The organism is Stenotrophomonas sp. 05L44_2 (assembly GCF_056665995.1).
Window position 1 is genome coordinate 1 of sequence record NZ_JBFTNR010000014.1, and the last position, 12,966, is coordinate 12,966.

Annotated in this window: 10 protein-coding genes, 1 pseudogene and 1 riboswitch; of the genes and pseudogenes, 6 read left to right on the forward strand and 5 right to left on the reverse strand. The window is 67.1% G+C overall.

Annotated elements, in window-relative coordinates:
- Positions 1-30 precede the first annotated feature (30 nt).
- Positions 31-2,157 carry a methyl-accepting chemotaxis protein gene (locus AC1VAN_RS00940; protein ID WP_025877051.1) on the forward strand — a complete coding sequence of 709 codons (2,127 nt, stop codon included), beginning with the start codon at positions 31-33 and terminating at the stop codon, positions 2,155-2,157.
- A gap of 84 nt (positions 2,158-2,241) precedes the next feature.
- Here the strand turns inward: AC1VAN_RS00940 and AC1VAN_RS00945 are convergent, their stop codons facing one another.
- Together AC1VAN_RS00945 and AC1VAN_RS00950 are read right to left on the reverse strand one after the other, a co-directional pair.
- Positions 2,242-2,532 (reverse strand): hypothetical protein, encoded by a 291-nt coding sequence (locus AC1VAN_RS00945; RefSeq protein WP_480985102.1) that lies wholly within the window; start codon positions 2,530-2,532, stop codon positions 2,242-2,244.
- Positions 2,533-2,546: 14 nt separating this feature from the next.
- The gene (locus AC1VAN_RS00950) at positions 2,547-3,086 is read right to left on the reverse strand and encodes a hypothetical protein (RefSeq protein ID WP_105164494.1); all 540 of its coding nucleotides are present in this window, start codon (positions 3,084-3,086) and stop codon (positions 2,547-2,549) included.
- 151 nt (positions 3,087-3,237) lie between these two features.
- Here AC1VAN_RS00950 and AC1VAN_RS00955 point away from each other — a divergent pair, with 151 nt between their 5' ends.
- On the forward strand, positions 3,238-3,972 hold the full coding sequence (locus tag AC1VAN_RS00955) for an alpha/beta fold hydrolase (protein ID WP_442251904.1): 735 nt from the start codon (positions 3,238-3,240) through the stop codon (positions 3,970-3,972).
- On the opposite strand, the gene AC1VAN_RS00960 is transcribed toward AC1VAN_RS00955, so the two are convergent.
- Both AC1VAN_RS00960 and AC1VAN_RS00965 read right to left on the reverse strand, forming a co-directional pair.
- Complete coding sequence (locus tag AC1VAN_RS00960) at positions 3,969-4,457, reverse strand: hypothetical protein (RefSeq protein WP_442251905.1); 489 nt, start codon at positions 4,455-4,457, stop codon at positions 3,969-3,971. The genes AC1VAN_RS00955 and AC1VAN_RS00960 overlap by 4 nt on opposite strands.
- 21 nt (positions 4,458-4,478) lie before the next feature.
- Entirely contained in the window at positions 4,479-6,575 is a 2,097-nt protein-coding gene (locus AC1VAN_RS00965; protein ID WP_480985103.1) for a catalase, read from the reverse strand.
- A 119-nt stretch (positions 6,576-6,694) separates the two neighbouring features.
- Here AC1VAN_RS00965 and AC1VAN_RS00970 point away from each other — a divergent pair, with 119 nt between their 5' ends.
- From AC1VAN_RS00970 to AC1VAN_RS00980, 3 genes are all read left to right on the forward strand, one after another.
- Positions 6,695-7,417 (forward strand): AraC family transcriptional regulator, encoded by a 723-nt coding sequence (locus AC1VAN_RS00970; protein ID WP_025877061.1) that lies wholly within the window; start codon positions 6,695-6,697, stop codon positions 7,415-7,417.
- 81 nt (positions 7,418-7,498) lie between these two features.
- Positions 7,499-8,869 carry an amino acid permease gene (locus tag AC1VAN_RS00975; protein WP_480985104.1) on the forward strand — a complete coding sequence of 457 codons (1,371 nt, stop codon included), beginning with the start codon at positions 7,499-7,501 and terminating at the stop codon, positions 8,867-8,869.
- Positions 8,870-8,974: 105 nt separating this feature from the next.
- Positions 8,975-9,385, forward strand: coding sequence for a VOC family protein (locus AC1VAN_RS00980; protein WP_025877065.1), 411 nt, complete (start codon positions 8,975-8,977; stop codon positions 9,383-9,385).
- Between the two features lie 100 nt (positions 9,386-9,485).
- On the opposite strand, the gene gcvP is transcribed toward AC1VAN_RS00980, so the two are convergent.
- On the reverse strand, positions 9,486-12,353 hold the full coding sequence (gcvP, locus tag AC1VAN_RS00985; RefSeq protein ID WP_480985105.1) for an aminomethyl-transferring glycine dehydrogenase: 2,868 nt from the start codon (positions 12,351-12,353) through the stop codon (positions 9,486-9,488).
- 61 nt (positions 12,354-12,414) lie between these two features.
- A riboswitch (glycine riboswitch) is annotated at positions 12,415-12,517 on the reverse strand.
- 299 nt (positions 12,518-12,816) lie between these two features.
- Between gcvP and AC1VAN_RS00990 the strand changes: the two are divergent.
- A pseudogene (locus tag AC1VAN_RS00990) lies at positions 12,817-12,966 on the forward strand (Bcr/CflA family drug resistance efflux transporter); the annotation flags it as partial.

Consider the following 12,966-nt stretch of genomic DNA (forward strand, 5'->3'; position numbering starts at 1 on the left):
GGCGCATCCCCCCCGTTTTGGATTCACCCCATGAACTACTTGAGGAACGTCAGGGTCGCCTGGCGTCTTGGGCTTGGCTTTGGCCTGTTGTTGCTGCTGGTTGCCGCCGTGGTCGCTACCGGTGCCACCGCCACCATGGTGCAGAAGCGCGCGATGGAGCAGGTGGTCGAGGTCGGCGTAGCCAAGGTGCGGCTGCTGTCGGAGATGCTTGATGCCAACAACCAGATGATGGTCGTGCGACGCGAGATGCTGATCCGCCAGGGCGAAGACCGTGCCAACGACGAGCAGCGCATCGCCGCTCTGGTCAAGCGCTACGAGGCCAGTTGGACGGCCTACCAGGCCCTGCCCGGCGATGCCGAAGGCAAGGTGATCGGCGAGACCATCGCCGCCAAGCGCGCGCTCGCCCGTCCGCTCAACAAGCAGACCAGCGAACTGATGGAACAGGGCGATTTCCCCGGCGCCGTGGCGCTGACCCTGGGCCCGGTGCAGGAAGCGGCCAATGGCTGGAACAAGGCGCTGGCCGATGGCGTGGCCTATGAAGAAAAGGAAAGCCGCGAGGCCGCTGCCGAGGCGATCCGCCTGGGCGAGCGCAGCCTGCTGCAGCTGCTGGTGCTGGGTGGCGTGGCGCTGCTGGCAGGCATCGCCGCATCGGTACTGATCGGTCGCAGCATGACCGGCCCGCTGGCGCGTGCAGTGCAGCTGGCCGAGCGCCTGTCCAAGGGTGAACTGGACCAGGAATTCCGCCTGGGTGGCCGTGACGAGCTGACCCAGCTCGGCGAGGCCATGGCCAGCGTGCGCCAGAGCGTTCAGGCCGCCATCGGCGCGCAGCTGCAGATGGCCGAGCAGCATGAAGCCGGCGCGATCCGTTACCGGATGGACGCCAGTGCGTTCCCCGGCGACTTCGGCCGCATGGTGCAGGCCACCAACCACCTGGTCGAATCACACGTGCAGGTGCAGCTGCTGATGGCCGAGGTGATGCAGCGCTATGCCATCGGCGACCTCAGCCGCGATCTGCCCGAGTACCCGGGTGAGAAGGGCACGCTGACCCGTACCCTGGCGGCGGTGAAGCAGAGCCTGATGGCGATCAACGCGCAGATCGATGAACTGGCCCGTGCCGCGCGCGCTGGCGATTTCAGCGTGCGTGGCGACGCCGCGGCATTCCAGTACCAGTTCCAGGCGATGGTGAACCACCTCAACGGCATGATGGCCAGTTCGCAGGCCAGCATCGCCGATGTCTCCGACGTGCTGCGCGCCATCTCGCATGGCAACCTCACCGCGCGCATGGAGGGCGAGTACGAGGGCGTGTTCGCGCGCATGCGTGACGATGCCAATGCCACCACCACGCAGCTGACCGGAATCGTGCGTGGCATCCAGGTGGCCGCCGACAGCATCAACAACGCGGCACAGGAACTGGCGGCCGGCAACAACGATCTGTCGCGCCGTACCGAGCAACAGGCCGCGAATCTGGAAGAGGCTGCCGCCTCGATGGAAGAGCTGACCTCGACCGTGCGCCAGAACGCCGAACTGGCACGCCAGGCTGACAGCGAAGCGCATGCGGCCGGCGTTGCCGTGCGCGAGACCGAGCAGGCCATGGCGCAGATGGCCACGGTGATGGGCGAGATCGACCAGTCTTCGGCGCGCATTTCGGAAATCTCCACGGTGATCGATGGCATCGCCTTCCAGACCAACATCCTGGCGCTGAACGCTGCAGTGGAAGCGGCGCGTGCCGGCGAACAGGGACGCGGCTTTGCGGTGGTGGCCAGCGAAGTGCGTACGCTGGCACAGCGTGCCGGTGTCGCTGCCAAGGAGATCAAGGAGTTGATCGAGGACGCCGCTGCCAAGGTGCAGAGTGGTCTGGCCGTGACCGTGGAATCGGAAGCCGCCATTGCCCGCGTGGCCCAGGCGAGCTCGCGTACCACCCAGCTGATGAGCGACATCGCCGCCGCCAGCAAGGAACAGGCGGCCGGCATCGAGCAGGTCAACCAGGTGGTGGTGCAGATGGACCAGGTGACCCAGCAGAACGCTGCGCTGGTGGAAGAGGCGACCGCTGCCAGCCGCGCGCTGGAAGAGCAGGCGCATGCGCTGACCACGTCGGTGTCGGTGTTCCAGCTGGAGCAGGGGGCACGCATGCCCAGCCTGCCTGCACGCGCGGCGTAAGCCAGCGACAGCGCGATGTTGGGTGGCGCCCTGCATGCGATGACCCGCATGCAGGGCGTCGATGCACGCAACGGTTGAGTTCCGCTAGCGCCCGCGTGCCGAGCGTTCGATCAACCAACCGGCCGCGTACAGCAACAGCAGGGTTGGCGGAACCAGCACCGCATACGCGGTCGACCAGGGCTTGCCGTACAACAGGCTGCCTGCGCCGATGGCATCAAGCGCGGCAGACTGCAGGGTGATGGGGAGTGCCATCAGGATGTAGGTACCCTTCGGGTCGGCGTCTGTCTGCGCGCCGTGGACCAGCCACGYGGTCAACAGCAGGTAGACCACGCACAGCGCAAGGCCTGTCCAGCTCAGAAGTCGTCGCATCTTCATCTGCAGGCCTCCTGTCAACGGACGTCGAAGCGGGCCTGCAGGGGCAGGCTTACATTCCGCAACAGATCCCTGACCACCACCTGCGCGGTCCACGTGCCCTTCGGGTCACCTGCCTCGGCGACGAACTTCAGCTGCACACTGGTCATGTACAGCAGGGTTGGCGGGCCGGGCAGGGCGGCAGTGAAGCAGGGAACATCGCGTTCGTCGACACTGGTACTGCCGTCCGGGCGAAGCATGCGCAGATCGCAGTGCACCTTGGGTACGCGGTTCTCATCCAGTTGCGGGTTGGACAGGAATGTCAGCAGGAACAATTCTCCGCCCAGGTGGACTTCGCTGGCCTCGGTAAAGCTGGGAGTGCTCTCCGGTGGAGTTTCCCACTTGCCCCGCCAGTCGGCGTCGGAGGTGACCAGCAGGGATGCCGCAAAGCCATCGCTGGATTTCATGGCATCGGTCTGCGGCACCGCCTTGCCGTCGCCATTTATCCAGCCATCGCTGGCAAAGGTGGTCAGTGGCAGCATCAGGGCCATCATGGCCAGTGCGTAGGTCCCTCGCATCAACGCTCTCCTTGGTAGCCGCATCCTGCGGCGGAGCCGGCAGTATCGCGCAACCTTGGCCGGCACAGCAGAGGGAGAGCCAGGAAGAGGTTCCTTCGCCTGCCGATCCGGGCGATGCTTGCCAGCAAAGGAGCTGGCATGGGAACGGGACGTGAGGAAAAAACAGGGCTGTGATGCCGCGTCGGCCGCGCCGCTGCACGTACTGATGCTGCCGGGCTTGGATGGCACCGGCAGCATGTCGACCCCGTTGCTGTCCGCACTGCAGGCTCATGGGCTGACGACGCAGGCGATCGCGCTGCCTGCGCAGGGCGGGCAGGATTACGCCACGCTTGCCAGATGGCTGTGGCCGCAGCTGCCCCGCCACCCCTTCATCCTGCTTGCCGAGTCCTTCTCGGGGCCGTTGGCAGTCGAGCTGGCCGCGCGCCAGCCCGCAGCGCTGCGCGGACTGGTGCTGGCCGCGACCTTTGCGCGCCGGCCCGTGCCATTGCCGGCAGCCGGCGCGGCACTGCTGTCACCGGCCTGGCCGGTGCCTCCCGTGGCGATGCTGGCGCGCCTGCTGCTGGGGCGGTGGCGCACCGGCGAGCACATGTCGATGCTGCGCGCTGCGTTGGCTCAGGTTCCAGCGACCACGTTGCGGCAGCGCGCCGCAGCGACCCTGCGGGTGGACGTACGCGCATTGCTGCCGCAGATCGGGGTGCCGGCGCTGTGCCTGCAGGCGGGTCATGACCGGCTGCTGTGGCCACCGAGCGTAGCCGAGCTGCAGACCCTGCTGCCGGACGCGCGGCACGTGGCCCTGGACGGGCCGCATCTGCTGCTGCAGGCCTGTGCCGAACCGGCCGCCGCGGTGGTGGCCGGTTGGGTGAGGGCGCTGCCCGCTACCGGCTAACTGCCGGCGCGGGTGCGTGCGGCCTTCTTCGCCGCGGTCTTGCGTACCGCCTTTTTTGCTGCACGGGTCTTCGCGGCCTTCTTCGCTGCGGTGCTGCGTGAGGCGCTCTTCTGCGTTGCCTTCCCGGCGGCTGCCTTCTTTGCAGGGACCTTCGCAGGGGCCTTCTTCACCGCCTTCTTTGCAGCAGTCTTCCTGGTGACGGCCTTCTTCGCAGGCGTCTTCTTCGCAGCGGTCTTCTTCGCCACCTTCTTTGCAGTCGCCTTGCTTGCGGAAGCCTTCTTCGCCGTTGTCTTTCTGGCCACCTTCTTCGTTGCCTGGCGCGCGCTGCCGCTGCGCTTTCCACCACCATCCTGCTTGTTCACGGTGGCCCAGGCGATGCGCTCGGCGGTGCCTTCACTGGCACCGCGTTCGCGCTCACTCTCTTCGATATGCTCGGCCTGGCGCTTCTGCTTGTCGGTATAGGCGGATTTGTCACCACGGGGCATGGGGATTCTCCTGTCGGATGGTCAGGCCAGCAGGCGCAGCTTCGGCTCGCGTGCCCACTGGCGGGTGGCGGCAGCGGCGAGGAAGGCCTTGCTGTCTTCGGCCTCCACGGTGCCGGCATCGTTGCCGACGCGCGCTGCCTTCAACAGGGCCTGTGCGCCTTCGTCACTGGCGATGGCTTTCAGGTGCGCCCAGGCATCGCTGACAAAGCCCACGGCTGCCGCTTCCTTGGCCAAGGCCTTGCCGGCGTCGGCACTCAGCACGACCGCCACTGCGTCGAACACCACCGACGGGGTACCGGCCAGCTGTCCATCGGCGGCCTGCGTTTTGCCGTCGCTGAGCGTGGCACCGCCAATTTTCGGCGCGACCAGCTTGACGCTGGCGCCGGCCTTTTCGGCGGACTTGCGCAGATTGGCGATCACCCGTGCATCGGAGCCCTCGTCGAACAGGATGCCGATGCAGCGCCCCTGCAGCAGGGGCTTGTTGCGGCCGATCACGCGGACCTCGGGTGCGGCGGGCAGGTCCTGTGCAGGGGTTGCCGTCGGTGCCGGGGCGGGCAGCGTGCCCAGTGCCAGCCCGTCGGCCACGCGCTTGGCCAGGCCTTCGTCGATGTTGCGCAGATGGCTGACGGTGCGCACGCGCACCTTCTCCGTTTCCACCTTCGACAGCTCGAACACCAGCGCCGAGGCCAGGTGCGCCTGTTCCGGTTTTTCCAGGCTGCGGAAGAACATCCGCGCCTGGCTGTAGTGGTCGGCAAAGCTCTCCGCGCGGGTGCGGCCCTTGCGCCCATCATCGGCGCTGGCGTGGCTGCGGAAACCGGCGGGCGTCTCGCGCGGGCTGTCTTCCTGCAGCGAACTGGGGTCGTAGGCCACGCGCCCCTTCGGCACCTGCATCTGCATGTGGCCATCGCGCTGATGGTTGGCGAACGGGCACTTCGGTGCGTTGATCGGAATCTGGTTGAAGTTCGGTCCGCCCAGGCGGATCAGCTGGGTATCCAGATAGGAGAACARYCGCCCCTGCAGCAGCGGRTCRTYGSTGAARTCGATGCCCGGCRSSAYGTTGGCYGGGCAGWAGGCGACCWGCTCGGTCTCGGCGAAGAAATTGTCCGGCCAGCGGTCCAGCACCATGCGTCCGATCACCTGCAGCGGCACCAGCGACTCGGGGATGATCTTGGTCGGGTCCAGGTGGTCGAACGGGAAGCCATCGGCCTGTTCTTCGGTGAACAGCTGCACGGCCAGCTCCCACTCGGGGAAGTCGCCGCGCTGGATCGCCTCGAACAGGTCGCGGCGGTGGAAATCGTTGTCGGCGGCCTGCAGCTTCAGCGCCTCGTCCCAGACGGTGGACTGCAGCCCGAGCTTCGGCCGCCAGTGGAACTTGACGAAGGTGGAGTTCCCTTCCTCATCCAGCAGGCGGAAGCTGTGGATGCCGAAGCCTTCGATGGTGCGCAGCGAGCGCGGAATCGTGCGGTCGCTCATCGCCCACATGATCATGTGCATCGATTCGGGCATCAGCGAGACGAAATCCCAGAACGTGTCGTGTGCGCTGGCTGCCTGCGGGAAGGCGCGGTCCGGTTCCATCTTCACCGCATGGATCAGGTCGGGRAACTTGATCGCGTCCTGGATGAAGAACACSGGRRTGTTGTTGCCSACCAGRTCCCAGTTGCCYTCSYYGGTGTAGAACTTSAYSGCRAAGCCGCGCACGTCGCGCGGGGTGTCGACCGAGCCGGCGCCGCCGGCAACCGTGGAGAAGCGGGTGAACACCGGCGTCTTCACCCCGACCTCGGTGAGGATCTTCGCCCGGGTCACCTTGCCCAGCGAGCGGGTCAGTTCGAAGAAGCCGTGGGCGGCCGAACCGCGTGCATGGACGATGCGCTCGGGAATACGCTCGTGGTCGAAGTGGGTGATCTTCTCGCGCAGCAGGAAGTCTTCCAGCAGGGTGGGTCCACGCGGTCCCTGGCGCAGGGAGTTCTGGTTGTCTGCAACCGGAATGCCCTGGTTGCTGGTCAGTACCGGATGGGCGCCTCCTGCGAGCGGATGCAGTTCATCGCCCTGGCCGCGGCTGTCAGGGTCGGCGGAGGTGGTGGCGGGAGCGCGCTTGCCGGTCGGCTTGCTGGCGGCCATGGAGGATCTCCTGGAGCGGGTAGGGGGGCAGACTCCAGACAGTGGCGCCGCCGGCGTTAATGCACGGTCCCGTGGGAGTGAACGCGCAGACAAATCGGCGGCTCGGGTATGCTTGCCGCATGCGAGTCGAACCCGCCGACATCGAAGCCCTGTTCGACGCCATTCCGGACGTGCTGTTCTTCATGAAGGATCGCCAGGGCCGCTACACCTACGTCAACCAGACCATGCTGCGACGGCTGGGCCTGCGTGCGCGCAAGGACGTGATCGGACGCACCGCGGCCGAGATCTACCCCACCGGCCTGAGTGCGGACTATGTCGACCAGGACGCACGCGTGCTGTCCGGCGAGGTGATCGAGAACCTGATGGAGCTGCACCTGTTCGCCAACCGCGAACCGGGCTGGTGCCTGACCTGCAAACGCCCGCTGCTGGTGGACGGGCAGGTCGAGGGGCTGATCGGCATTTCCCGCGACCTCGGCCAGAAGGACAGCCTGGGGACCCAGTACGAGCAGCTCCGTCTGGCCTTGGCCCACCTCAATACGCACTACGCCGAGAACGTGCGGATGCAGACGCTGCTGGACATCACCGGGTTCTCGTTGTCCAAGCTGGAGCGCAGCTTCCGCAAGGTGTTCCAGATGACGCCGCAGCAGGTGCTGACCCGGCTGCGGATCCAGATGGCCATGCACCTGCTGCATGGCAACGAGAGCATTGCCTGCATCGGCCAGGCCTGCGGTTTCAGCGACCAGAGCGCGTTCACCCGCAAGTTCAAGGCTGAAACCGGTTTCTCCCCGCGCGCCTACCGCGCCCGTATCGGCGGCAATGTCGGCGAGCCGGTACCGGCCTGAGTTTCCTGCTGCGCTGTGCCTATCCCCGCGGCGGCTGGACACGGTAAGGTGTCGCCCTTGTAGCCGCCGCCAGCCCTGCCGATGCCCGCCACCCCCGATACGACCGCTTCGCCCTCCCGCCTCGGCCATTCGCTCAAGCCACGCCAGCTGATCATGATGGGGCTGGGCAGCGCCATCGGCGCCGGCCTGTTCCTCGGCTCCGGCSTGGGCGTGCAGGCGGCCGGCCCGGCGGTGCTGGTGTCCTACCTGGTGGCCGGTGCGCTGGTGATCATCGTGATGAACGCGCTGGGCGAAATGGCCGCGGCCAAGCCGACCAGCGGTGCGTTCTCGGTGTATGCGGCCGATGCCATGGGCGCCACCGCCGGTGCCACCGTGGGCTGGCTGTGGTGGGTGCAGCTGGTCATCGTGATCGCCGCCGAGGCARTGGGTGCGGCCGGATTGCTGGCCACGGTCTGGCCGGTGGTGCCGGTACCGATGGCGGCATTGGCCTTCATGCTGTTCTTCACCGCGATCAACCTGCTCGGGGTGAAGAACTTCGGCGAGTTCGAATTCTGGTTCGCCATCCTCAAGGTGGCGGCGATCCTGGCCTTCATCGCCGTGGGCGTGGCGCTGCTGATGGGCTGGCTGCCGCAGGTGGCCTCGCCGGGCCTGAGCAACTTCACCGAGCATGGTGGCTTCGCACCGAAGGGCCTGGCCGGCATCGGCGCGGCGCTGTTGGTGGTGGTGTTCGCCTTCGGTGGCACCGAAATCGTGGCCGTCGCTGCGGCGGAGACCGAAGACCCCGAGCGCAGCATCGCCCGTGCCATCCGCACCGTGGCCTGGCGCATCCTGGTGTTCTACATCGGTTCGCTGAGCGTGATCATCGCCGTGGTGCCGTGGACCAGCGAAGCGCTGAAGTCGCCGTTCGCCGCGGTTCTCGATGTCGCCAATATCCCGGGCGCGGCCACYGCCATCACCCTGATCGCGGTGATYGCSCTGCTGTCRGCGCTCAATGCCAACCTCTAYGGCGCYTCGCGCATGATGTATTCGCTGGCGCAACGCCGCGAAGCACCGGCCGTGCTGGGCTGGACCGATCCGCGCCAGGTGCCGGTGATCGCGGTGCTGGCCAGCGTCCTGTTCGGCTTTGCTGCCACCATCATGGAACTGCTGTTCCCGGACAAGGTGTTGCCGGTGCTGCTGAACATCGTCGGTTCCACCTGCCTGCTGGTGTGGACGTTGTCGCTGGTCTCGCAGCTGGTGCTGCGCCGTCGCGCCGACCGTCTGGGCACGCGCCTGCCGTTCCGCATGGCAGGCTTCCCGTGGCTGACCGTCTGTGCGCTGGCGATCCTGGCGCTGATCTTCGGCCTGCTGCTGAGTGAAGCGCATACGCGCCTGCAGTTCCTGTCGATGGTGGCGCTGACGGCGACCATCGCGGCCAGCAGCGCCATCGCCCGGCGCATGCGCGAGGCGTGATGGGGCCGCCGGGCATGGCCCGGCGCTACCGATACGCCGCGCCCACATTCCGCGTGCCATCCTGATCGCGTGGGCCATCACCGGCCCGACGAACGGGAGCACCGCATGCTGCGCAGCCGTCCCTTCCTGATGTTCACCGGCCAGGCCGAAGCGGCGCTGGCCCTGTACGCCGAAGCCTTCGCCGAATTCCGCCTGCTGGCCCTGCAGCGCCACCCGGACGGGGCGGGCGCGGGCGTGCCCGGGCAGGTCCGCCAGGCCATTTTCCTGCTCGGCGGCACCCACTACCTGTGCTTTGACAGCCTGGATGTGCACGACTTCACCTTCACGCCCTCGATGTCGCTGTTCGTCGAGTGTTCCGGCGCCGAATCATTCGAGCGTGCCGCGCGCGTGCTGGGTGACGGCGGGCACTGGCTGATGCCGGTGGGCGAGCAGGATTTCAGCAGCCGCTACGGCTGGGTGCAGGACCGCTTCGGCGTGTCGTGGCAGTTGAGCCTGGGGCAGATGCCCGACCCGTGACGCGTTCTGCCGCTGCGCTCGCCGGGCATGGCCCGGCGCTACCGGAAAACAAGAACGGCCCGCTTGCGCGGGCCGTTCTCATTTCCGATGCCGCGATGGCTTACGCCTCGACTTCATCATCCTTGTAGGCATCGACCGGGATGCAGGCACACATCACGTTCTTGTCGCCGTACACGTTGTCGACGCGGGCGACCGGCGGCCAGTACTTCTGCAGCTTCAGGCTCGGCAGCGGGAAGGCGGCCAGCTCGCGCGGGTAGGCGTGGGTCCACTCGCTGGCGGTCACGGCCGTGGCCGTGTGCGGGGCGTTCTTCAGCGGGTTGTCCTCGCGGTCCAGGCGGCCGTCTTCGATCGCGGTGATCTCTTCGCGGATCTGGATCATCGCGTCGATGAAGCGGTCCAGCTCGTGCAGCGATTCGCTTTCGGTCGGTTCGACCATCAGCGTGCCGGCCACCGGGAAGCTCAGGGTCGGGGCATGGAAGCCGAAGTCGATCAGGCGCTTGGCCACGTCTTCGGCACCGATGCCGCTGGTCTTCTCCAGCGGACGAACGTCCAGGATGCACTCGTGCGCGACCAGGCCGTTGCGACCGGTGTACAGGGTCTTGAAGTGCGGGGCCAGGCGCTTGGCGATGTAGTTGGCGTTGAGCTGGGCGACCTGGGTGGCCTTGCGCAGGCCCTCGGTGCCCATCATCGCGATGTACATCCAGCTGATCGGCAGGATCGAGGCGCTGCCGAAGCTGGCGGCGCTGACCATGCCGACCGGACCGTTGTCACCCAGCTTGCCCGGCAGGAACGGGGCAAGGTGCGACTTGACCGCACACGGGCCAACGCCCGGGCCGCCGCCGCCGTGCGGGATGCAGAAGGTCTTGTGCAGGTTCAGGTGCGAAACGTCCGAACCCCACTTGCCCGGCTTGGCCACGCCGACCAGGGCGTTCATGTTGGCACCGTCGGTGTACACCTGGCCGCCATGCTTGTGGATGATCTCGCAGATCTCCACCACCTCTTCCTCGAACACGCCGTGCGTGGACGGGTAGGTCATCATGATCGCGGCCAGGCGGTCGCTGTACTTCTCGGCGTTGAGACGGATGTCTTCGACGTCGACGTTGCCGTTGGCATCGGTCTTGGTGACCACGACCTTCATGCCGCACATCTGCGCCGAGGCCGGGTTGGTGCCATGCGCCGAATCCGGGATCAGGCAGATGTCACGGTGATCTTCGCCACGCGAGCGGTGGTAGGCGCGGATCGCCAGCAGGCCGGCGTACTCGCCCTGCGMRCCGGAGTTCGGCTGCAGGCTGACGGCGTCGTAGCCRGTGCACTCGACCAGCATCGCTTCCAGCGAATCGATCAGTTCCTTGTAGCCCAGCGCCTGCTCGGCCGGCACCAGCGGGTGGATCTGCGAGAACTCYGGCCAGGTCACCGGGATCATTTCGGCGGTGGCGTTGAGCTTCATGGTGCASSWGCCCAGCGGGATCATSSTGCGGTCSAKCGCSAGGTCCTTGTCGGCCAGCGAACGCAGGTAGCGCAGCAGTTCGTGCTCGCTGTGGTGGGTGTTGAACACCGGGTGGGTCAGGAACGCGGACTGGCGCAGCAGGCCGGCCGGCAGCGCATCGGCGGTGCTGGCATCGAGCGCGTCCACATCAACGGTGGCACCGAACAGCGCGCCTACGGCGACGATGTCGGCGCGGGTGGCGGTCTCGTCCAGGCTGATGCCGACCGAACTGCTGTCGATCGCACGCAGGTTGTAGCCGGCGGCACGGGCCTTGGCATGGATCGCGTCGGCGTCGACACCGGTGACGTGCAGCGTGTCGAAGAAGTCGGCACCGACCTGCACACCGGCAGTGCGCAGCGCGCTGGCCAGGATGGCGGCCAGGCGATGGGTGCGGCGGGCGATGCGGGTCAGGCCTTCCGGACCGTGGTAGACGGCATACATCGAGGCCATCACCGCCAGCAGCACCTGTGCGGTGCAGATGTTGGAGGTGGCCTTCTCGCGGCGGATGTGCTGTTCGCGGGTCTGCAGGGTCAGGCGGTAGGCCGGGTTGCCCTGTGCGTCGATCGAGACGCCGATCAGGCGGCCCGGCATCGAACGCTTGTAGGCGTCACGGCAGGCCATGAACGCAGCATGCGGGCCACCGAAGCCGAACGGCACGCCGAAACGCTGGCTGTTGCCGACCACGATGTCCGCACCCCATTCGCCCGGGGCGGCCAGCAGGGTCAGTGCCAGCAGGTCGGTGGCCACGGCCACCAGGCCGCCGCGCGCGTGCACGGCATCGACCAGCGCCTTGTAGTCGCCCACCTGGCCGAAGGTGTCCGGGTACTGCAGCAGCAGGCCGAAGGCTTCCGCTTCCAGCGCTTCGGCCGGGGTGCCCACGCGCAGCACGATGCCCATGGGCTCGGCGCGGGTGCGCAGCAGTTCCAGCGTCTGCGGGTGCACGGCGTCGTGCACGAAGAAGGTGTCCGACTTCGACTTGGCCGAGCGCTTGGCSAGSGTCATCGCYTCRGCGGCSGCCGTGGCTTCGTCSAGCAGCGAGGCRTTGGCGATKKCCATGCCGGTSAGGTCGGCGCACAGGGTCTGGAAGTTGATCAGCGCTTCCATGCGGCCCTGCGAGATTTCCGCCTGGTACGGGGTGTAGGCGGTGTACCAGGCCGGGTTTTCCAGGATGTTGCGCAGGATCACGTTCGGCGTGTGGGTACCGTAGTAGCCCTGGCCGATGAAGCTGCGCAGCACGGTGTTCTTGTCGGCGATCGCGCGGATCTTCGCCAGCGCCTGCACTTCGGTGATCGACTCCGGCAGCGCCAGCGGTGCCGGCGACTTGATCTTGGCCGGCACGATGGCATCGGTCATCGCATCCAGCGAGGCGTGGCCGATGACGCCGAGCATCTGCGCGATCTCGGCATCGTTGGGGCCGATGTGGCGCTCGACGAACGCCGAATGGTGCTCGAGCTCACGCAGGGAAGGGGTGTTCTGGGACATGGCGAAGGATCCGTCAGGAAAGGGCACACGCACGGGCACAAGCCGCCGGTCGGCGGTCTGCGGGCGCCCCTCTGTCCTTTTGCCTGAGAGTTTAAAAGCGCGGAAAACCGCAGCTTCGTGCCCCTTCGGCGCCGGATCGAACCGGTCTCTCCAGAGTTCTGTTACGGGTGGTATCGGGCCTGAGCGATTACGGGCGTTGCGCCTTCGGCAGCGGTGACCTGCTTCTCCCACCGTGTTGCCCGCCGATTATAGCTCGTTGCCGGCGCCTGACGGTGGCCCGGGCTGGCCTCACGGGGCTGAATGGCCGATGGCCCGGGCGTGCGTTCTGTGCATCCGTGCATGGCATCGCGCGCATTCCCCACCTATGATGGTGGGATTCTCGTATTCATCTGGCGCCGTCCCTGCTGCAGGGGATCGGCGCCCGCCGTGCGTGTCATGCATGGCCCTGCCGGACGCTTGCCCGATGACCGCCGCCGTTGCTCCTTCCACCCGCCGCATGGCCCTGTTGCTCGCTGGCCTGGCCATGTTCGGTCCGTTCTCGATCGACACCATCTTTCCCGCGTTTCCGCAGCTGGCCCAGCGCCTGGCGGTGGACGAGGTGGCGGTGCAGCAG